This is a genomic window from uncultured Campylobacter sp. (assembly GCF_937980635.1).
GTDB lineage: Bacteria > Campylobacterota > Campylobacteria > Campylobacterales > Campylobacteraceae > Campylobacter_B.
In genome coordinates, this window is sequence record NZ_CALJPG010000002.1 from 1 (window position 1) to 17,221 (window position 17,221).

18 protein-coding genes are annotated in these 17,221 nt (G+C 47.4%); 1 reads left to right on the top strand and 17 read right to left on the bottom strand.

The features are described 5' to 3' along the window. From Q0460_RS00200 to lgt, 7 genes are all read right to left on the bottom strand, one after another. The coding region (locus tag Q0460_RS00200; RefSeq protein ID WP_299083382.1) for a CdaR family protein at nt 1–525 on the bottom strand (525 nt) is incomplete at its 3' end. Further along, entirely contained in the window at nt 512–1,168 is a 657-nt protein-coding gene (gene cdaA / locus Q0460_RS00205; protein WP_367178637.1) for a diadenylate cyclase CdaA, read from the bottom strand. The genes cdaA and Q0460_RS00200, both read right to left, overlap by 14 nt. After that, nucleotides 1,086–1,277 carry a hypothetical protein gene (locus tag Q0460_RS00210; protein WP_299083385.1) on the bottom strand — a complete coding sequence of 64 codons (192 nt, stop codon included), beginning with the start codon at nt 1,275–1,277 and terminating at the stop codon, nt 1,086–1,088. The genes cdaA and Q0460_RS00210 overlap by 83 nt, the downstream gene beginning before the upstream one ends. A 176-nt stretch (nt 1,278–1,453) precedes the next feature. Beyond that, nucleotides 1,454–2,191: a fumarate reductase iron-sulfur subunit gene (locus tag Q0460_RS00215; protein WP_297897165.1), complete on the bottom strand. Its 738-nt coding sequence runs from the start codon at nt 2,189–2,191 to the stop codon at nt 1,454–1,456. Further along, nucleotides 2,184–4,202, bottom strand: a complete 2,019-nt coding sequence (locus Q0460_RS00220) for a fumarate reductase flavoprotein subunit (protein WP_299083389.1) — start codon at nt 4,200–4,202, stop codon at nt 2,184–2,186. Before Q0460_RS00220 ends, Q0460_RS00215 begins: the two co-directional genes overlap by 8 nt. Nucleotides 4,203–4,212: 10 nt before the next feature. Next, nucleotides 4,213–4,896, bottom strand: a complete 684-nt coding sequence (locus Q0460_RS00225; RefSeq protein WP_297915476.1) for a fumarate reductase cytochrome b subunit — start codon at nt 4,894–4,896, stop codon at nt 4,213–4,215. Between the two features lie 94 nt (nt 4,897–4,990). Next, a complete protein-coding gene (lgt, locus tag Q0460_RS00230) occupies nt 4,991–5,809 on the bottom strand; it encodes a prolipoprotein diacylglyceryl transferase (RefSeq protein ID WP_299083393.1) in 819 nt (272 codons plus the stop codon). Between the two features lie 367 nt (nt 5,810–6,176). On the opposite strand from lgt, the gene Q0460_RS00235 reads away from it, so the two are divergent. Next, nucleotides 6,177–6,482, top strand: coding sequence for a hypothetical protein (locus Q0460_RS00235; RefSeq protein WP_299083396.1), 306 nt, complete (start codon nt 6,177–6,179; stop codon nt 6,480–6,482). Nucleotides 6,483–6,485: 3 nt separating this feature from the next. Here Q0460_RS00235 and Q0460_RS00240 read toward each other — a convergent pair whose 3' ends face one another. The 10 genes from Q0460_RS00240 to Q0460_RS00285 all read right to left on the bottom strand — a co-directional run bounded on the left by Q0460_RS00240 (nt 6,486) and on the right by Q0460_RS00285 (nt 17,006). Next, nucleotides 6,486–7,025 carry a hypothetical protein gene (locus Q0460_RS00240; protein ID WP_299083398.1) on the bottom strand — a complete coding sequence of 180 codons (540 nt, stop codon included), beginning with the start codon at nt 7,023–7,025 and terminating at the stop codon, nt 6,486–6,488. A 19-nt stretch (nt 7,026–7,044) separates the two neighbouring features. Then, entirely contained in the window at nt 7,045–8,202 is a 1,158-nt protein-coding gene (locus Q0460_RS00245) for a DNA polymerase IV (RefSeq protein ID WP_299083403.1), read from the bottom strand. Then, nucleotides 8,199–9,200: a bifunctional 3,4-dihydroxy-2-butanone 4-phosphate synthase/GTP cyclohydrolase II gene (locus Q0460_RS00250; protein WP_299083406.1), complete on the bottom strand. Its 1,002-nt coding sequence runs from the start codon at nt 9,198–9,200 to the stop codon at nt 8,199–8,201. Before Q0460_RS00250 ends, Q0460_RS00245 begins: the two co-directional genes overlap by 4 nt. Nucleotides 9,201–9,216: 16 nt before the next feature. Beyond that, complete coding sequence (locus Q0460_RS00255; protein ID WP_299083409.1) at nt 9,217–10,359, bottom strand: WG repeat-containing protein; 1,143 nt, start codon at nt 10,357–10,359, stop codon at nt 9,217–9,219. Nucleotides 10,360–10,373: 14 nt separating this feature from the next. After that, a complete protein-coding gene (locus tag Q0460_RS00260; protein WP_299083412.1) occupies nt 10,374–10,862 on the bottom strand; it encodes an HIT domain-containing protein in 489 nt (162 codons plus the stop codon). A 980-nt stretch (nt 10,863–11,842) separates the two neighbouring features. Next, nucleotides 11,843–12,643, bottom strand: a complete 801-nt coding sequence (gene trpC / locus Q0460_RS00265) for an indole-3-glycerol phosphate synthase TrpC (protein WP_299083415.1) — start codon at nt 12,641–12,643, stop codon at nt 11,843–11,845. A gap of 2 nt (nt 12,644–12,645) precedes the next feature. Further along, entirely contained in the window at nt 12,646–14,490 is a 1,845-nt protein-coding gene (locus Q0460_RS00270) for a hypothetical protein (RefSeq protein ID WP_299083418.1), read from the bottom strand. Then, nucleotides 14,457–14,828: a YkgJ family cysteine cluster protein gene (locus Q0460_RS00275; protein WP_299083421.1), complete on the bottom strand. Its 372-nt coding sequence runs from the start codon at nt 14,826–14,828 to the stop codon at nt 14,457–14,459. Before Q0460_RS00275 ends, Q0460_RS00270 begins: the two co-directional genes overlap by 34 nt. Further along, complete coding sequence (locus Q0460_RS00280) at nt 14,821–16,062, bottom strand: methyltransferase (protein WP_299083424.1); 1,242 nt, start codon at nt 16,060–16,062, stop codon at nt 14,821–14,823. The genes Q0460_RS00275 and Q0460_RS00280 overlap by 8 nt, the downstream gene beginning before the upstream one ends. Continuing rightward, nucleotides 16,059–17,006 carry an NAD(P)-binding domain-containing protein gene (locus Q0460_RS00285; RefSeq protein ID WP_299083427.1) on the bottom strand — a complete coding sequence of 316 codons (948 nt, stop codon included), beginning with the start codon at nt 17,004–17,006 and terminating at the stop codon, nt 16,059–16,061. The genes Q0460_RS00280 and Q0460_RS00285 overlap by 4 nt, the downstream gene beginning before the upstream one ends. Nucleotides 17,007–17,221 lie beyond the last annotated feature (215 nt).

A 17,221-nucleotide genomic window follows, 5' to 3' on the forward strand; every position in this document is an offset into this window, starting at 1 on the left:
ATCTTCGTCACTTGTAACAGTTACCTTATTGTCACCAACCGTCACGCGATCAACCATCAACCCATCTGCTAACTGGGCTGAACTGATAGTTGTTTTCACTTCAACTGTCTTGCTTGCTTTCTTGCCAACTTTCACTGTAATCTTAGCTGGTGTGACAGTCGCAGTTAAACCACTAGGTAAATTTTTAATCGCCAAAGGTACTTCTCTCGTTCCTTCTGTAGCTTTTGTCAAATCTGCCACAACCTTGAATTTTCGTGTGCTTTCTTGCATTTCACTAGCAAGAGTCACACGATTAGATCCTGTCAACACTACTGACACTTCAGATGCAAACCCACTGATAAAATATTTTTCACTATTGTATTTAATATCAATTGGTACACTAGGCAAGGTGTTGGTATAGTTTTCAGAAGTTGTTTGTCTAGCATTTGAATTATTTTGGTAATTTGTCGTGGTGGCGTAAATAAATAAAACACCTGCAAAAAAGATGGAAGAAATGATGTACCAAATCTGTTTATGATTTTTCATGTTTCCAACCTCCTAGCACACGATTTCTAAATGGTGATTTTGGTTGTTCATCTGAGATCAGCACTTTCCGCAATTCTGCTTCAAATTCCTCTAATGTCAAATTATGCTTGAAAACTCCATTATGTGTAATTGAAATCCCTCCCGTTTCCTCCGACACTACAAAAGTAAGAGCGTCTGACACTTCTGAAAGACCGATTGCTGCACGATGGCGCGTTCCAAATTCCTTAGAAATACCTGTGTTTTCTGTGAGCGGAAGATAAGCGCAAGAAACGGCTATTTTATTGTCTCTTACAATGACAGCTCCGTCATGCAGCGGTGTATTAGGAATAAAGATATTGATTAACAACTCACCTGATACATCGGCATCTAAAGGAATCCCTGTTGCAATATATTCTTGCAAGGTTCGGCTACCTTGGATAGCAACGAGAGCCCCAATTTTCCGCGGACTCATATAATCCACTGCTTTGACAAATGCCTGCACCATTCTTTCTTCTGAGCTAATGGGTGCTGTCGAAAACAAATTGGTAGCACGCCCCAGCCTCTCCAGACCTGTACGAATCTCAGGTGTAAAAATCACAACAGCCGCAATAACTCCATAGGTAATGACTTGATTGATTAACCAAGAAACCGTTGTTAAACCAATTGCATTGGCAAGAATTTTGAGCGTCAGAATTTTTCTGCAAACCTTGCTCTACATTTTGATGTCGTTCATTTAGAATTTTCTTTAGCTCTTTGGGCTTTGCTTCGTTCATCCTTATCCCTTGCTAGCGATCTTAAGCGATTTCGTATTTTACTTTTTTATCGCTTGGGATAGTATTAAATTTAAAGCTATCTAGCTTGTCTGGCTCAAGCATTTTAGAATTTATCTATCGAGGTAAAATTTATAAATTTAGAAGATAAATTTAAGCGGGAAGGTCCCGCTTAAATTTTATTTGCCGCAGCCGCACTTGCCCTGAGCGGCAAGCTTGCGGCGAACATATGCGATTTTGCTTTGAAGCGGAAGGTGCTTAGGGCAGTGGTCTTCGCAGCCTAGCAGCGTCATACAGCCGAATACTCCGTCATCATCGCCGATTAGCTCGTAAAAATCCTCATCGGTTCGCTTATCCAGCGCATCGATCTGAAAGCGTGCTACGCGGTTAATACCGACGGCGCCAATATAATCCTTTCGCATTATCGCTACGCCGCATGCAGCTACACAGATGCCGCACTCAATGCAGCGATCCAGTTCGAAAACCTCCTGCGCGACCTCAGGCTCGACCTTCTCTTCAAGCTTTGAGATGTCGGTTTCGTGATCGGTATGGATCCAGCTCTCTACGCGTTTGCTCATCGCGTTCATCCAGTTGCCCGTATCAACGCTGAGGTCTTTTAGCAACTTAAAAAATGGAAGCGGCATAAGCTCGATCACGCCGTCTGGATAATCCTTAGTAAGCGTGCGGCACGCAAGCTGCGGCTTACCGTTTACGAGCATACCGCAGCTACCGCAGATACCCGCGCGGCAAACGAAGTCGAAGCTTAGCTCAGGATCAAATCTCTCACGAATCACGTTAAGCGCGATAAACAGCGTCATTCCATCCGTCTCTTCGATCTCGTAAGTAGCGAAGTGCGGCTTTGAAATTTTGCTTAGCGGATTATACTTAAATGCCTTTATTGTTATTTTTCTACTCATATCCTATACCTGCTCTTTCGTTAGGTGCTTTATATTTTGGCTGCAATTCATAATGCATCAATGCCTCTTGAATTTCATATCTGCCTTTGCCCTCGGCTTGCATTTTCTCGCGAATTTCATCGACTTCTTTTTGGCGCACGGCGCTGTCCGGATGCTCGATAATATTGCCTTTGGCGCCGTATCCGCGGAATGCAGGTGGCATCTCCATCTTCATAATATCAAGCGGCTCATAGGTCAAGGTAGGCATCGTATCGCCCTCCTTCCAGCTCGCAAGCGTTCGTTTTAGCCAGTTTAGATCGTCGCGTTTCGGGAAGTCCTCGCGGAAGTGCGCGCCTCGGCTTTCTGTGCGATCAAGCGCACCCTTGGCGATACAAAGCGCGAGCTTTAGCATCTTCGGTACGCGGTAAGCCTCCTCGAGCTCCGGATTTCCAAAAAGCTCTTTATTGCTTACTTTGACGTCCAAGGACTGCTTGTAAAGCTCCTCAAGCTCTTTTACGGCTTTGGCTAATCCCTCGCCGGTGCGGAAGATCGCGCAGTGCTCCCACATAACGTCTTTCATCTTGTTTTTGATCTCGAATACGTTAAATTTACCCTCTTTTTCAAGCAGGCTTTTAATGTAATTTTTCTCTTTATCCACGAATTTTTCGATATCGTGCGTATTAATATCGACGTCGTGTCCTTGGCAATACTCCGCAAAATACTCGCCCACGATCATTCCTGCGACGACGGTTTCGGCGACGGAATTTCCGCCCAAGCGGTTAAAGCCGTGCATATCCCAGCACGCAGCCTCGCCGGCGCTGAAAAGCCCGGCTAGCGTTGGACTCTCGCCCGTAGCTTTTGTTTTGATACCGCCCATCGAGTAATGCTGCATAGGAAGGATCGGAGCCCAACCTTTACCGCGCTTTCTGCCCTGCTCGTCGGTTATTACCTCGGTGTCGGCAGGATCGATGCCGTTGAAAATCTCGCAAATTTCTTGCACGTCGCGTAAATTTTTCTCGATATGCTCGCGTCCGAGGATCGATATGTCAAGCCAAACGTGCTCGCCGTAAGGGCTTTTGACACCCTTGCCTTTTCTTATATGCTCCATTATGCGGCGGCTTACGACGTCGCGGCTAGCAAGCTCCTTTTTCTCCGGCTCATAATCCGGCATAAAGCGGTAGCCGTCCACATCGCGTAAAATTCCGCCGTCGCCGCGGCAACCCTCGGTAAGCAAAATTCCGCTCGGAACGATAGGGGTCGGGTGAAACTGCACCGCTTCCATATTTCCAAGCTGCGCGACCCCCGTCTCCAGCGCGATAGCTGCGCCGATACCCTCGCAAACGACGGCGTTTGTAGTGTGTTTATATACTCTGCCGTAGCCGCCGGTAGCGATCAACGTGCCCTTTGATACGTATGCGATCAGCTCGCCGGTAACCAAATCGCGCACGATTGCGCCATAGCAGCGGTTATTTGCATGAATTAGCGCGATCGCTTCTTTTCTATCATGAATATCTACGTTATGCTTTAGCGCTTCGTTCGCAACGGCAAAAAGCATCGTATGTCCCGTAGCATCGGCGGTATAGCAGGTTCGCCATTTTTTCGTGCCACCGAAGTCGCGGCTGTGGATAAGCCCGTGAACCTCATCTTTTTCGGTAATCGTGGTTTTTTGAGCATTGATAATAGCGCTTCGCTCACCTCTAGTAATCCTAGTCCAAGGAACGCCCCAGCCCGCAAGTTCGCGGATCGCCTTAGGTGCCGTTTGTGCAAACATCCTAGCAACATCCTGATCACAGCCCCAGTCGCTTCCTTTTACCGTATCGGCAAAGTGCACATCTTCATTATCGCCCTCGCTCATTTTGGAATTTCCCAGAGACGCCTGCATGCCGCCTTGAGCTGCCGCAGAGTGCGAGCGCTTAACAGGGATCAGACTCAAAACGATGGTGCTAAGCCCCTTCTCGCCGGTAGCGATCGCAGCTCTTAAGCCCGCCAAACCGCCGCCAATAACTAAAGAATCGCAATATATTACATTCATTCTAAACTCCCTATTCTAAACTTAACCATTTGAAATCGGCGATTATCGAAAGCAAGAAAAATGCACCCCAAACGATGAAAACCGCCTTTTTAATGAAGGCTCTTTTTCTTTGAATTTCAGCCTTCGTGCCGTCTATGCTGATCCATTTCATATAAAGCCTATAAATTCCAATACTAGCGTGAGTTACTACGAAAATCAATAAAACGAAATAAAATAGATGAAGCTGTCCGAATCTAGCAATAGCAAGATCTGCAGTAATTTTCGGACCGAATACGATCATTAAAATATGAGCCGCCGCAAAGAAAAATAGGAAAAATCCCGTCCAAAACTGAAACCACCAAAGCGTCGTGTCGCAATGCTTCATTCGCATTTTGTGCGCTTTAAACGCTCTGTAAGCGGCGTAGTTAGCTGGAAATTTTCTCATCGCCAAAAACGCGTGAATCACGAAAATCACGAAAATTACAAAAGCGACGATGTTTGTAACGAAATAAATTCCGCCCGGTTCGGCGAAATGTACGACGCCCTCAAACGCGCCCTTACCGATCAAAATCGTGCCGGTAAATATCATATGACACAGCATAAAACAGGCCAAAATCAGCCCGCTGATGCTTTGCGCCACGTCTTGCAAAGCCATAATGCGGCTTTTTTTGCCGTCTATGGATCTGCCCGTAAAGCCTTCAATGCGACCTAGCATAGGTTCTCCTTAAAAAAGATGATTATAAATCCCCGCTAAACGAAAATTTACATTTTTGTAAAGAGATTATATTACTTTTTAACTTTAGATTAATTTAATTTCTACAAATTAGTTTTTTCTTCAAAGACTGCTTTAAGAAAACTGCTATCAAAAACATTACCAAAGATAAAATTTGCCCCATCGATAAATTTAAAAATATAAAACCAAGCCCATTATCCGGCTCTCTAAAAAATTCTACGAAAAATCTAAACGCCGTATATAGCATCGCATACAGACATATCAGCTCGCCGTTAAATTTCTTGCGTTTGCGGTAGAAAAATAAAATCACAAAAATAACGAGCCCTTCCAAAACCGCTTCGTAAAGCTGGCTTGGGTGACGTAATGTGCCGTCTACCAAAATCCCCCACGGCTCGCTCGTCTCGCGCCCAAAAAGCTCCTGATTTAAAAAATTTCCCACGCGTCCGAAAAAATATCCAAGCGGCACGCTAAGTGCCACGAGATCGAGCAACGCCCACATATCGGTTTTAAATTTTTTGCAAAACCAAACCGTCGCGATCACGAATCCGACGACCGCGCCGTGATAACTCATACCGCGAATGCCCACGAACTCGCCGTTATGAAAGGGGTTGAAAATTTGCCACGGATGGCTGAAATACCACGCCGCCTCGCCCGAATAAATCGCGATGTATCCCAGTCGCGCGCCCAAAATGACACCAACCTCGACCCAGATAAAGTAGCGATCGAGCATCTTATCGCTAAAGCCAAGGCCGTCTTTGCGTACGAAATACTTGGCGATAAATAGCGCCGTAAGTAGCGCCAAAACATACATAATGCCGTACCAGTGCACGTTTATGCCAAACGCGCTGAATGCCACGGGATCAAAGTGAGTGTAAATTTCGTTCCAGTAATTCAAATTTTTCCTTTGTTTTAAATTTTAAAATTTGGCTACGTGCGCAGGACGCTACGTAACGCATGCTCGGCAAAAGACGCAAAGCGGCGCAAGTGCTAGACGCCAAACCCTAGTTTTCGAACGCTCAATCACACGCGCAAAACACGTAATGCGCGGATGCTTAGCGATAGCGTCAAACGATGCGCAGACCACCTCGCATGAAATTTTAAGCGACGACGCCAGATGGGACACAAGGCGCCACACGTAAAGCACCGAGCGGCGGTACCAGACGACATACAAAGCGACACGCAAGACGCCAAAGCGTAAAACGACGCGACGCAGACAAAGCAGGCAGTACCCTAATGCAGGCGGCGCAAAACGAGAGCACCGGATGCCTAGCAAAACTCGCAGTGCGCGCAAAACAAACATCAGGCAGCACATATGCAAAATACCGAATGCCGTGCAGAATTCAAAAACGACGCGCGATACGACAAACGCCGACGCACAAAACAGCAGGGCAGCTACTTTGCATCCGCGCAAATATGCAGATAAAATTCGCCCGTCTTGCTTAGCTTATCGCGCCCGCAGGAGCTGTACCGGCTACAGCGCAAGAAACCCCGAAAGCAAGCTCCAGACTTATCTCTACATAGCGCTTTTCTGTGCCGAACACGCAAAAAACACCGAGCGAGCGCTCTAAATTTTAAATTCCAAGCCCCAGCGTCTCTTTCACCACGCGGCAAAAATCCGCCAAAAACCACCCGAGCGCCTTGTAGTAGCTGCTTTTGGCGTTTATCTGCACGTGCGTAGCAAGCGCGGAAAAGCTCGGAATGATAAATTGTGCGAGATATAGCGTCAAAATTTTATGCGATTTCGCGTCTGTGTTTTGCTTAAAGATCATGGCAAGAAGTGCTAGCATATTGGCTGCGTGAGCGCTTTTAAGCTCCGCAAAAGGCTTTTTAAAGCGGCATTTTTCATAAAACAGCTCCACTTCGCTTTCGCTTATGAGCTTGAAAAAATCCATCTCAAACGCCCCTTTTAGCGCCTCAAAATCGCGCTCTAGCGCCTCGTAAGGCTCGCCTTGTACCTTTTGCCAAAGCTCGTGGCCGTTTTTGTTCTCGATATTTTTATTTACGATGATCCAGTTTTTACCCAAGCTGCGCAACTTCTGCTCATCTATCACGCCCCTGAAATTCGTCGCAAAGATTATGCAGATCACCGAGTATAGCTCGCCTAATTTCATCTTTTTCCTTTAAATTTAATCAAATTTCGCTCGCTTTTTTTAGCTTTTCGATGCCGAATTTTTCCCAAATCCTGCTTAAAGATCGATCCAAGCTCTGCTGCTTCTTATCGATCTCGCCAAAGAGCAGCGAGCCGCCCGATCTGCCGCCGAAATTTGAAAGATTTAGCGCTACGTGGATTATCTGCGCGCCTTTTTTCACGTCGCAGAGCCTAAACAGCTCAAGCGCGGTCTCGCTCAGCAAATTTAAACTAAACACCCTATCCTGGCTGATCTGGTGCGAAAACTCCTCGCGCGATTTGTAGCGGATCTTTAGATCATACGTCGCGGGCTTTAGGCCTCTGGCGAGCACTTCGCCCGCCAAATGGCGTGCCAAAATCAAAATTTTACGCCGTAGCTCGTCCCGATCGGCGCACGGCGCGAAGCTGCGCCCAAAGCCGATACTCTTGCGCTCGCGCTTTGAGACGACCTCGCCCTCATCCTCGCCGCTAAGGGCTGCAAAAATTTTCCTGCCGTTTGCGCCCATCTTTTCAAAAATTTCTCTGTGCCCTAGCGCATCGCCGAAGCTTACGATGCCGTATTTGCCGAGCGTTTTTTGCGCCGCTTTGCCGATGCCGGGGAATTTCGCTACCGGCACGGCGGATAGCTCGCGCGCGATTTGCGATTTTAAAATTTGCCGCACGCCGAATGGTTTGGCAAGGCTGGTGGCGAGCTTTGCAATCAGTTTTGCTTCGCTAAGTCCGACGCTACACGGAAGGCTAAAGCGGCGCATGATTTCACTTTGCAAAAACGCAGCAAAGCTCAGCGCATCCGCGTCGTAGGGCGTGCCGCGTAAATTTAGAAAAAACTCGTCGATACTAAATTTTTCGATCTCTGGCGTAAAGTTTAGTAAAAACTCATAAATTTCGCGTGAAATTTTTCGGTATTCGCCGTGCCGCGCGCGCACTAAAATTAGCTGCGGGCAGAGTCCGAGCGCGATTTTAGCGGGCTGAGCCGAGTGCACGCCGTCCGCTCTGGCCTCATAGCTCGCGCTTAAAATCACGCTGCCAAGCTCGCTCTTGCCGCCGAAAATCTCCTCGTCGCCGCCTCCGACGACTGCGATCTTTTTGCCCGCAAGCGCAGGATCGGCAAGCCTCGCTACAGAGACGAAGAAGCTGTCCAAATCGATATGAGCTATCAAACTATGTCGATCCCAAAACCGCTAAGCCCCGCGTAGTCTTTCGGCTCGCTCTTGCTTAAAATTTTGATTTTTCTAACGCCCAGATGTGCTAAAATTTGCGCTCCGATGCCGAAGCTCTTAAAATCGGCGCGATTTTGCGCGGATTTTAGCATCAAAAGCACGCCGCCCTCCTTGCGCAAAATGTCCAGATCGCGCATGAAATCGTTAAATTTCGTATCGCTTAAAAACTCCAGATCGCTTGAAATTTTATGAAATTTCACGTTCGTCTGCGCGCCCTTTCCCAGCTCGCCGAAAATATAGGCGCGGTGCTCGTTGCCCTCGTGATCGCTCACGTCGTAAAATTTCGCCGCTTCGCCGCACAGCAGAGCGCTTTTTGGCTCGCTAAATTTAACGAGAGTTTCGTGTTTTAGGCGGTACTGCACGATCTGCGCGACCGAGATCATATTGATGCCGTGCTGCGCGCAGAATTTTTCCAGATCGTCCCTGCGCGCCATATCGCCGTCGTCTTTGACGATCTCGCAGATCACGGCGCTTTGCGAAAGCCCCGCCAAACGGCACAGATCCGTTGAACCCTCGGTATGCCCCGTGCGAGCGAGCACGCCGCCGCTTTTAGCAATGAGCGGGAAGATATGCCCCGGGCGGACGAAATCATCCGCGCGAGCGCCCACGCGCGACATCAGCTCAATCGTCATATTACGCTCATACGCGCTTACGCCCGTCTTGGCGTCCTTCGCGTCGATCGTGACGGTAAACGCGGTCTCGTGGCTCGAAGTGTTTTTATCGACCATCAAGCTTAGATCTAGCTGCTCCGCAATCTGCGGGCTAAGCGCCACGCACAGCACTCCGCGAGCGTGCGTGATGGCAAAATTTACCTTCTGCGCACTGCTAAATGTACTCGCAAACACCAAATCGCCCTCGTTCTCGCGATCGACGTCATCGACCATAACGAGCATTTTGCCGTTTTTCAGATCCTCGATCGCCTGCTCTACGCTAACCATTATCTCTCCTTTAAATTTACGATATTATCTTGCCGTTTCTATCAACGATAGTTTCGCGACCGTCTAGTATGATTTTAACGTAGTCGTCGCTTAAAACTTTCACAAGTTCTACTTCGTCGTAGAACGCTGGCTTTAAAATTTCATTTTCCAAATCATCTAGCAACCCCCATTTGCCGTCTTTTTTGACCTTAACATATCCTTTATAATATATGACTTGATCATATATATCAAATAGGGTATCACTCAAAATCGATATATTATCATAAATGTAAGTAATGACCTCTTTGCCGGTTTTGTCTATATAGCAATATTTACCGTCTTTTATGACCCGAGCTAAGCCTTCTCTAAAGCCATCGGCAGAATCATAAATACAAGGAACGACTTCTTTGCCGGTTTTGTCTATATAGCCATATTTATCGTCTTTTCTAACCAGAGCTAAGCCTTCGCAAAAGTCATAGGCAGAATCATAAATACAAGAAACAACCTCTTTGCCGGTTTTGTCTATATAGCCGTATTTACCGTCTTTTTTGACCTGAGCTAAGCCTTCGGAAAATTTACCAGCATAATCATAAACAAAAGGAATGACCTCTTTGCCTGTTTTGTCTATATAGCCATATTTACCATCTTTTATGACCTCAGCTAAGCCTTCGGAAAATTTTTCGACTTTATTATAAATACAAGGAGCGATCTCTTTGCCGGTTTTATCTATATAGCCATATTTACCGTCTTTTATGACCCGAGCTAAGTCTTCGGAAAATTTTTCGACTTTATTATAAATACAAGGAGCGATCTCTTTGCCAGTTTTGTCTATATAGCCATATTTAAGGCCTTTCCCAATCTGAGCTAAGCCTTCACTAAAGTCACCGGCATCATTATAAATACAAGGAGCAATCTCTTTACCGGTTTTGTCTATATAGCCATATTTACCGTCTTTTCTAACCCGAGCTAAGCCTTCTCTAAAGTTCCAAGCACCATCATAAATGCGAGGAATGACCTCTTTGCCTGTTTTGTCTATATAGCCATATTTATCGTCTTTTATGACCCAAGCTAAGTCTTCTTCGAATTCCCCAACCCAAGTATAAATACAAGAAGCAATCTCTTTGCCGGTTTGGTCTATAATACCCCATTTTCCATCTTTTTTCGTCTTAAACAAAATCATCTCAATCCTCCGTTTTAAATTTTGATTTCTGCGTAAGCCGCTTTTAGCTTCTCAAAAAGCGGGGCGAACGAAACGCCATTTACGCGGACGTTTGCGATCGTCGTGATGAAATTCGTATCGCGCTGCCACCGAGGCACGAGATGATAGTGTACGTGCTCGGCGATACCCGCACCCGCGGCGGCGCCTAGGTTCATACCGATATTTACGCCGTTTGCGCCCAACGTGCGCTTTAAAATCCCCACTCCGGCGCGCACGTAGCGACTCATCTCCACCCACGCATCATCGCTAAGGCACTCGATATTATCGACATGCTCGTAAGGTATGACCATAAACGCGCCCGGGCTGTAAGGGTAGAGGTTCATCACCCCGAAGCAGTGCTGCGCGCGAAAAAGCACGCCGTTGCGATCATCAAACGCCGCATCCGCCGCCGCGTCGCAAAAGGGACAGCCGCTTCTTTTTTCGGTAAAATACTCGCTTCGCCAAGGGGCGCAAAGATAATCCATCTCTTTTCCTTTCCGAAATTCCAAAATTCTATGGAATTTTAAAATTTGCGTTTCGCAAAATTTTATGAAATTTGGAATTTAAAACTTCTAAATTTCATAAAATTTTATTTACGCGACTTGCGCTTGCTCAAACGGCGCAAAGTTATGCGCGCGGTGGTACGCACTCTTTACGAATCTCGTGCTACGCAAAGCGCTTCGGTGCGACATACACTCCGCGGATCAAAGCGCACGGCGGGCGATATTAAATCCGCGGCAGTTTGCGTGCGGATTATAACAAAACTTTGACGCACTCACAGGCACGGTACGCGATGCCAAACCTACGCCGCAATCACCGTCGCGACACGCGGTAAAATTTAACGCGGCGCGATCATAGCGCAGTCGTAATACAGCTGCGGCTTAATCGCGGCGTATTGCAGGGTATCGCAACCCCACTAGCCCCTACGCCGTCCGCTTTTACGATAGCTCGCTTTGCGTAGTTATCGTACGCGCAGCTCCTCTGGGCGGCTTAAGTCGCGAGCTGTGATTAAATTTACGACGCCGCGCAATCGCCAATACTGGGCTTGAGAGCACGCTAGGCATGCAAGGCGCTACGGCAGACTCGCAATTCTCGGCGCTCAATGCTACAAGTGCAACCGCGCGCGCGAAGCTTCGCAAACGTAAAGCTAAATTTAAACCCACGCTTTTTGCACCAGCTCGTGATGCGACGGAAAACTATACAAACGAAAGGCGTAAATTTAAACCTCGCTCCGCAGCCGCTCGCGCAGCGCGTGATAATGAACTCACGACGCCAAAGCGTAGCATGAACGCTTACGCAGCGTGCGATATTTGATCACGTTGCAAACGCTAAATTTAAATAGCCGCTAAATTTTAAAGTCCGCCAAATTTTAGAAATTTTAAAATTTACCACCTTAAAATTTCGCTCTCTTCGCTAAATTTAACTTCTCGTTCCGATCCAGTCTTGCGCGATCAAACAAGCGGGTTTAAATTTCGCCGCCCGCGCCGAGCTTTATCTCGCGCAGTGCCGCGCCGACGTCATTTTGGCGCATAAAATGCTCGCCGATCAAAAACGCATCGACGCCCGCCTCGTGCAAGCTTAAAAGCTGCTCGTGCGAGTGCAGGCCGCTTTCGACGACGATGATCTTGCCGTTTGGAATCAGCGGGATTAGCCGCTCGCTCAGGCTCGTATCGACCTCGAAAGTCTCTAAATTTCGATGGTTGATGCCGATAATACCCGCACCTGCGAAGATCGCCTTTTTCAGATCGTCCTTATCGTGGATCTCGCACAGCACCTCAAGCCCCAGCCTGCGGGCAAATTCAAGCAGCTCTCTTAGCTGTTTGCCTTCCAGAGCTTTGGCGATCAGCAGTATAAAATCTGCACCGTAAACCAGCGCCTCGAGGATCTGATAGCGATCGACGATGAAATCCTTGCGCAAAATGGGCGTATACGTGTAACGGCGGATCTGCGGGATAAACTCCAAATCGCCTCTGAAGTAATGCGGCTCAGTAAGCACCGAAAAGGCGCTGGCGCCCGCATTTTCGTACTCCGCAGCAAGGCTTAGCGGCTCAAAATCCTCGCGGATGATCCCCTTGCTCGGGCTTGCCTTTTTGATCTCGGCGATGATGCGAAGCGGGTCCTTCTCGTCGCTTCTAAGCGCGCTTATGACGTCACGCGGCTCGTAAGGATTGGCGCTTAGCGAGCGGCCGAGCAGATCCTCGGGTAGCCTTTCTTTGCGAAGCGCGAGATCCTCTCGAGTGCGTTTTAAAATTTCGTCCAAAATCATCGCTACTGCTTTGGCGTCTGGGTTTTAGAGCCGGTAGGCTCTTTCGACGTAGAATTTTGCTCTGGCATAAAATCCCGCCTCGATACGGAATTTTGTCTTGACGAGGCAGAATTCTGCGTGGCGGAATTTATGGGCGTCGCAAAATTTTCAGAAGCTGCGGAATTTGGTGCCTGGTTTTGAATCGCAGAATTTGCAGACCCAGCAGAATTTTGCAAAGCGGAGTCTTTTGGCGTTAAATCACGCGTTGCAGCGGAGCTCGGACGTGCAGAATCTAACGCAGAGCTTTCGGGCGCCGTAGATTTTATGGAATTAGGCGAAGGATTTTTTATTGCCGGGCTTTGCGGCGCCTGATCTTTCGGCGCGGAGCCTTTTATCGTAGTGGGATTTTGCGATATGGAATTCTGCGGCGCTACGCCTGTACCTGCGGCGCACGCATCGATCGCCTCTAAATGCTCTTTGCCTTCGGGAGAATTAAAAAATTCTGCGTCTTTGATCTTAGCCATTTCATCTTTAGCCTTGTCGCACTCGCCAAGCTTGTAGTATCCCCAGGCAAGCGAGTCCAGATAATACGGCGAGTCGGGGTCTTTTTGTAAGGCGCGGCGGACAAGCTCGATGCCCTTGCGAACGTCCAAATCATGATCTATTAGGATGTAGCCGTAGTAGTTTAGGTGCACAGGATCTTTAAGCTGCGGCGCGATATTTTCAAATTTTGCCACTACGCTAGATAGGGTCTTGGCATCCACGTTTTTGCCCGCACTTTCATATTCGTAGATCGCCTCGATCGCCAAAAAGTCGTAATTTTTGGTTTTCATAAACTCATCGCGCGCCATTTTAATCGCGGTTTTATAGTCTTTTTTATGCGCGTAGGCATCGATTAGAAGCTCGCGCTTGTAGTCATATTTTTTCAAAAGCTCGATTATTTTATCAAAGTCGTTTGAGTAGTAATAAATCGCTATCATATCGTCTAAGAATTTATTATCCCCCTTGGCTTCATACAGCGCTTCATCGATCTTAGCGACATCCAAATAGCGCTTATTCGCGCGATACACATCAGCTAGCAGCTCGCACGCCATACCCTGGGCGCAGCCGTAGATGCGCCTGTGTGTCTCGATGATGCGGATCGCTCCGTCCGAATCATCGAGTTTATTTAGCAGCACGTCGCATAATCTAATGAGATTTTCGTCGGTTTTGTCTAGCTCATAGGCTTTTTCAAAGTAGGTTTTGGCTAAAGTAAAATTCTCCATCGCATAATATGTCGCCGCTAAGATCGCATAACTTCGCGAAACAGGATCTACGGTGACCAGCTTAAGAGCAGCAGTATTGGCATTTAGATTATCTTTAATGCCTAAGTAGTAGCCGATTTTTACTCGCAGATACTCGGAGTTTGAGCCTAGACTCTTTTCGCCAAGCTTTAAATAGCGCGCCGTATTTTTACGATCTTTTATCGCAAAAGCGGTCTTTAGCGCCTCTAACAGATAAACGGACGAGCCCGTTTTATTGTATGCCTTTTCGTATAAAAACATCGATGCGACGGGATCTTTATGCAGTAGCTCCAAAGCCGTAAGCAAATCGAAATTTAGCTCGGCGTCCTCTTGCGCTCGCATCGCGTGATTTAGCTTTTCTTTGGTTATACTTTTAGCGCTTACGCCGCGATTTATCAAGCTCTTTTTAATTGCATCTTTTGCACCGTTTTTTGTGCCAATGCTGGAATTCCGATCAGACGCCTTTTTATCCGTAACGGACTGCTTCGCCGCTGCAGCATTCGTCCCACTCTCCGCACTTAGATACTGCGGCGCTAAAATCATCGCCGCGATTAAAATTCCGCCAAAAACCTTACCCCGATACATTCTTCCTCCAATTCTTTAGTATGCGTTTTAAAATATTCCCAAAACGGAAAGCTACAGCATTGCTTCGGACGCAGCTCGTAAATCCCGCAGTTGCGCTGCGCCTCGTCAAAAAATACGCACGCCAAACCGCCTTCAAAGGGCTTTTCTTTTACGCTAAATCTAGCGCCTATCTTGTCCAAATACGTCCTTTTAAGCTCCGCGGGCGAAATTTCAAATTTTACCGCAAGTGCTGCGATCTCACTCTCATCTATCCAGATGTAGCCGCTCTCTCCCGTGCAGCACTTACCGCCGCAGCGCTCGCACGCGCTCGCATCAAAGCTGAAGCCGAACTCACTCATAATCCACGCTCGTTAAATCCGCGCTTTTATAGATCGCGTGGGCTTGTGCGGTGCGCCTTCCGTGCGCGCTAGCGTAGATCGGAAGGACGATCTCGCAGGGCGAGCGCGAGTTCTTACGAGCCTGCAAAAGCGCGAGCTTAGCGGGTTTTGAAATGTCAGGATAGACAAAACCGAGCCTCGTTAAATTTAGCCTAAACTCGCCTAAAAGCTCGCAAATTTTAGCTAGCTTGCCCGCCTCGTAGCAAAAAATAAGCGTACCGCCAGGCTTAAGATGTGCATTCGCAGATCGCACGAAATCCCGTAGGCTAAGGCTTGCTGTGCTCTTACTAAGCGCCATATGAGGCTCTTTGCTAAGCGAAATGCGCTCTCGATAAAAGGGCGGATTTGAGACGATAAAGTCAAAACGCTTCTCGCTTTTAAACTCCGCGAAATCCGCGTGCAAAATCTCGGCAGGCAGATCGTTTTGCAAAGAATTTAGCCTTAAGATTTCTAAATTTCGCTCTTGAATTTCTAGCAAGCTTAGATTAATGCTCTCAAAATCGCGCTTTAGCAAAAGCCCTAAAATTCCACATCCTGCGCCCACATCCAGCACGTCGCCGTATATCGCTCGCGGATTTAGCGCGCCTTTGGGGCTACGATCATCGCAAGCGGCAACCCAGCCGTCACACAAGCGCTCCGCAGCAAAATCCTCGCGCGCTTTGGCGTCTTCAAATTTGCTCGCGAAATCTTTATCGTGCGTCTTTTGAGATTCTAAAGACTGCGCGATTTGCTCGTCACAAATTTTAAAATTTTCACCGCTTGCAATATCAGGCTTTAAAGCATGCCAGGCTTCGTCGCTTTGGAAATCGGAATTTTTGCAGTGCTCGCTTTGAAATTTCGCCCGAAATGCCTCTTGAAATTCCATTTTAAATTCCGCCTGGAATTCGGCGCAACCCTTACCTCCAAAATCGCGATCATTCCTCGCGCTATGGCTAGCGGCATACGACTCTTCTTTGCTAAAAGCACAATCATCAGCGCAAAATTCCACCTCGTCGCCTGTGTAATCCGCGGCGCAGAATTTTGCATTAAAGCCTCCATCTGTCGCGTCTTTAAATTCCGCGCCACAGCCCAGCGCCCAAGAGCTATCTTGCGATGCTGCGTCAGCCTTGCGCACGCCTGAGCTTCTTATAAAATTCCACAAAAAAATCGTATCGCTCGTGTAACGATAGCCCTTTTTCGGCTGATAAAGCCTCATTTGCGGATGTTTTTGATGATGGTATGGGCGTGATTTATCGCCACCACGATCGATCCGCCGCTTCTGCTGATGAGATCTCCACCGACGTAAAGCCCGCTAGTGGCGGTTTGGAGATTTTCATCCACGATCGGCACGCCGTTTTCGTCGTAAGCGATGCCGCATTTTTTAAGAAAATCGATCGGGCTCGTGCCGCCGATCGCGTATATCACGCGGTCAAACACGAGCTCGGTGCCATCATCAAATTTCACCAGCACCTTGCCATTTTCATTCTCAAGAGCCTCTATATCGATGCCTAAACGCAAGATGATGTTGCCGTATTTGGTCTCGCGCATTACGTCGCTTTCGTTCGTCTCGTTTAGGCGGGTAAATTTAGGCTTGCGATAGCAAAGCGTCACGACATTGGTTTTACATAGCGCTATAGCGTATTCCGCAGCTGAGTTACCGCCTCCGACGACTAGAATTTTTTCATTGATCGTGCATTTATCTAGATTGAAATTTACGCGTTGCGTGATCGAAGGTGGAATTTTATAAGCAGGTTTATTAGGCTTGCCCATCCTACCAATTGCGACGATGACGTTGCGCGCGCGGTATCCAGCCGAGCTAGTCGTGATATAAAACTCATCTGCGTGCTTTTCGATCTTTTCGACCTCACTTTTGAAATTCGTATCGATTTCGTCGCTATCTAAGAGCTCGTCGAAATAATTTAGCACGCTCTCTTTCGTGCCGGTTTCAAACGAAATAGAGCCGCGCGTCTCGCTGTCAAAGCCCTTATATTCTTTATCGACGCGCTTTTTATCTTTGTAAAACTGCCTAATCGTTTGAGAGTGGTTGTCGCCTTTTTCAAGCAGAAGTACGTGCGCGAGCCCGTTTCTTTTGGCTTCTACTACGGAAGCGATGCCGCAAGGACCGCCGCCGATCACCGCCAAGTCGTAAACGTCTATCATAAATTTCCTTTAATCTTTTAAATTTCATACGAAATTATAGTAAAAATTCCATTAAAATCAGTGGAATTTCCTAGCAATTTCGCAGCTTAAATTTAAAATTTTAACGCTTTAAGATGCTTGCTTGGCTAAATTTGAAAAGACATAATTTTCTCCGTTTAAATTTTAAATTCCAAGACGCCAATCCGTTTATAAAAGCTCATGCGGCGGAGCGACAA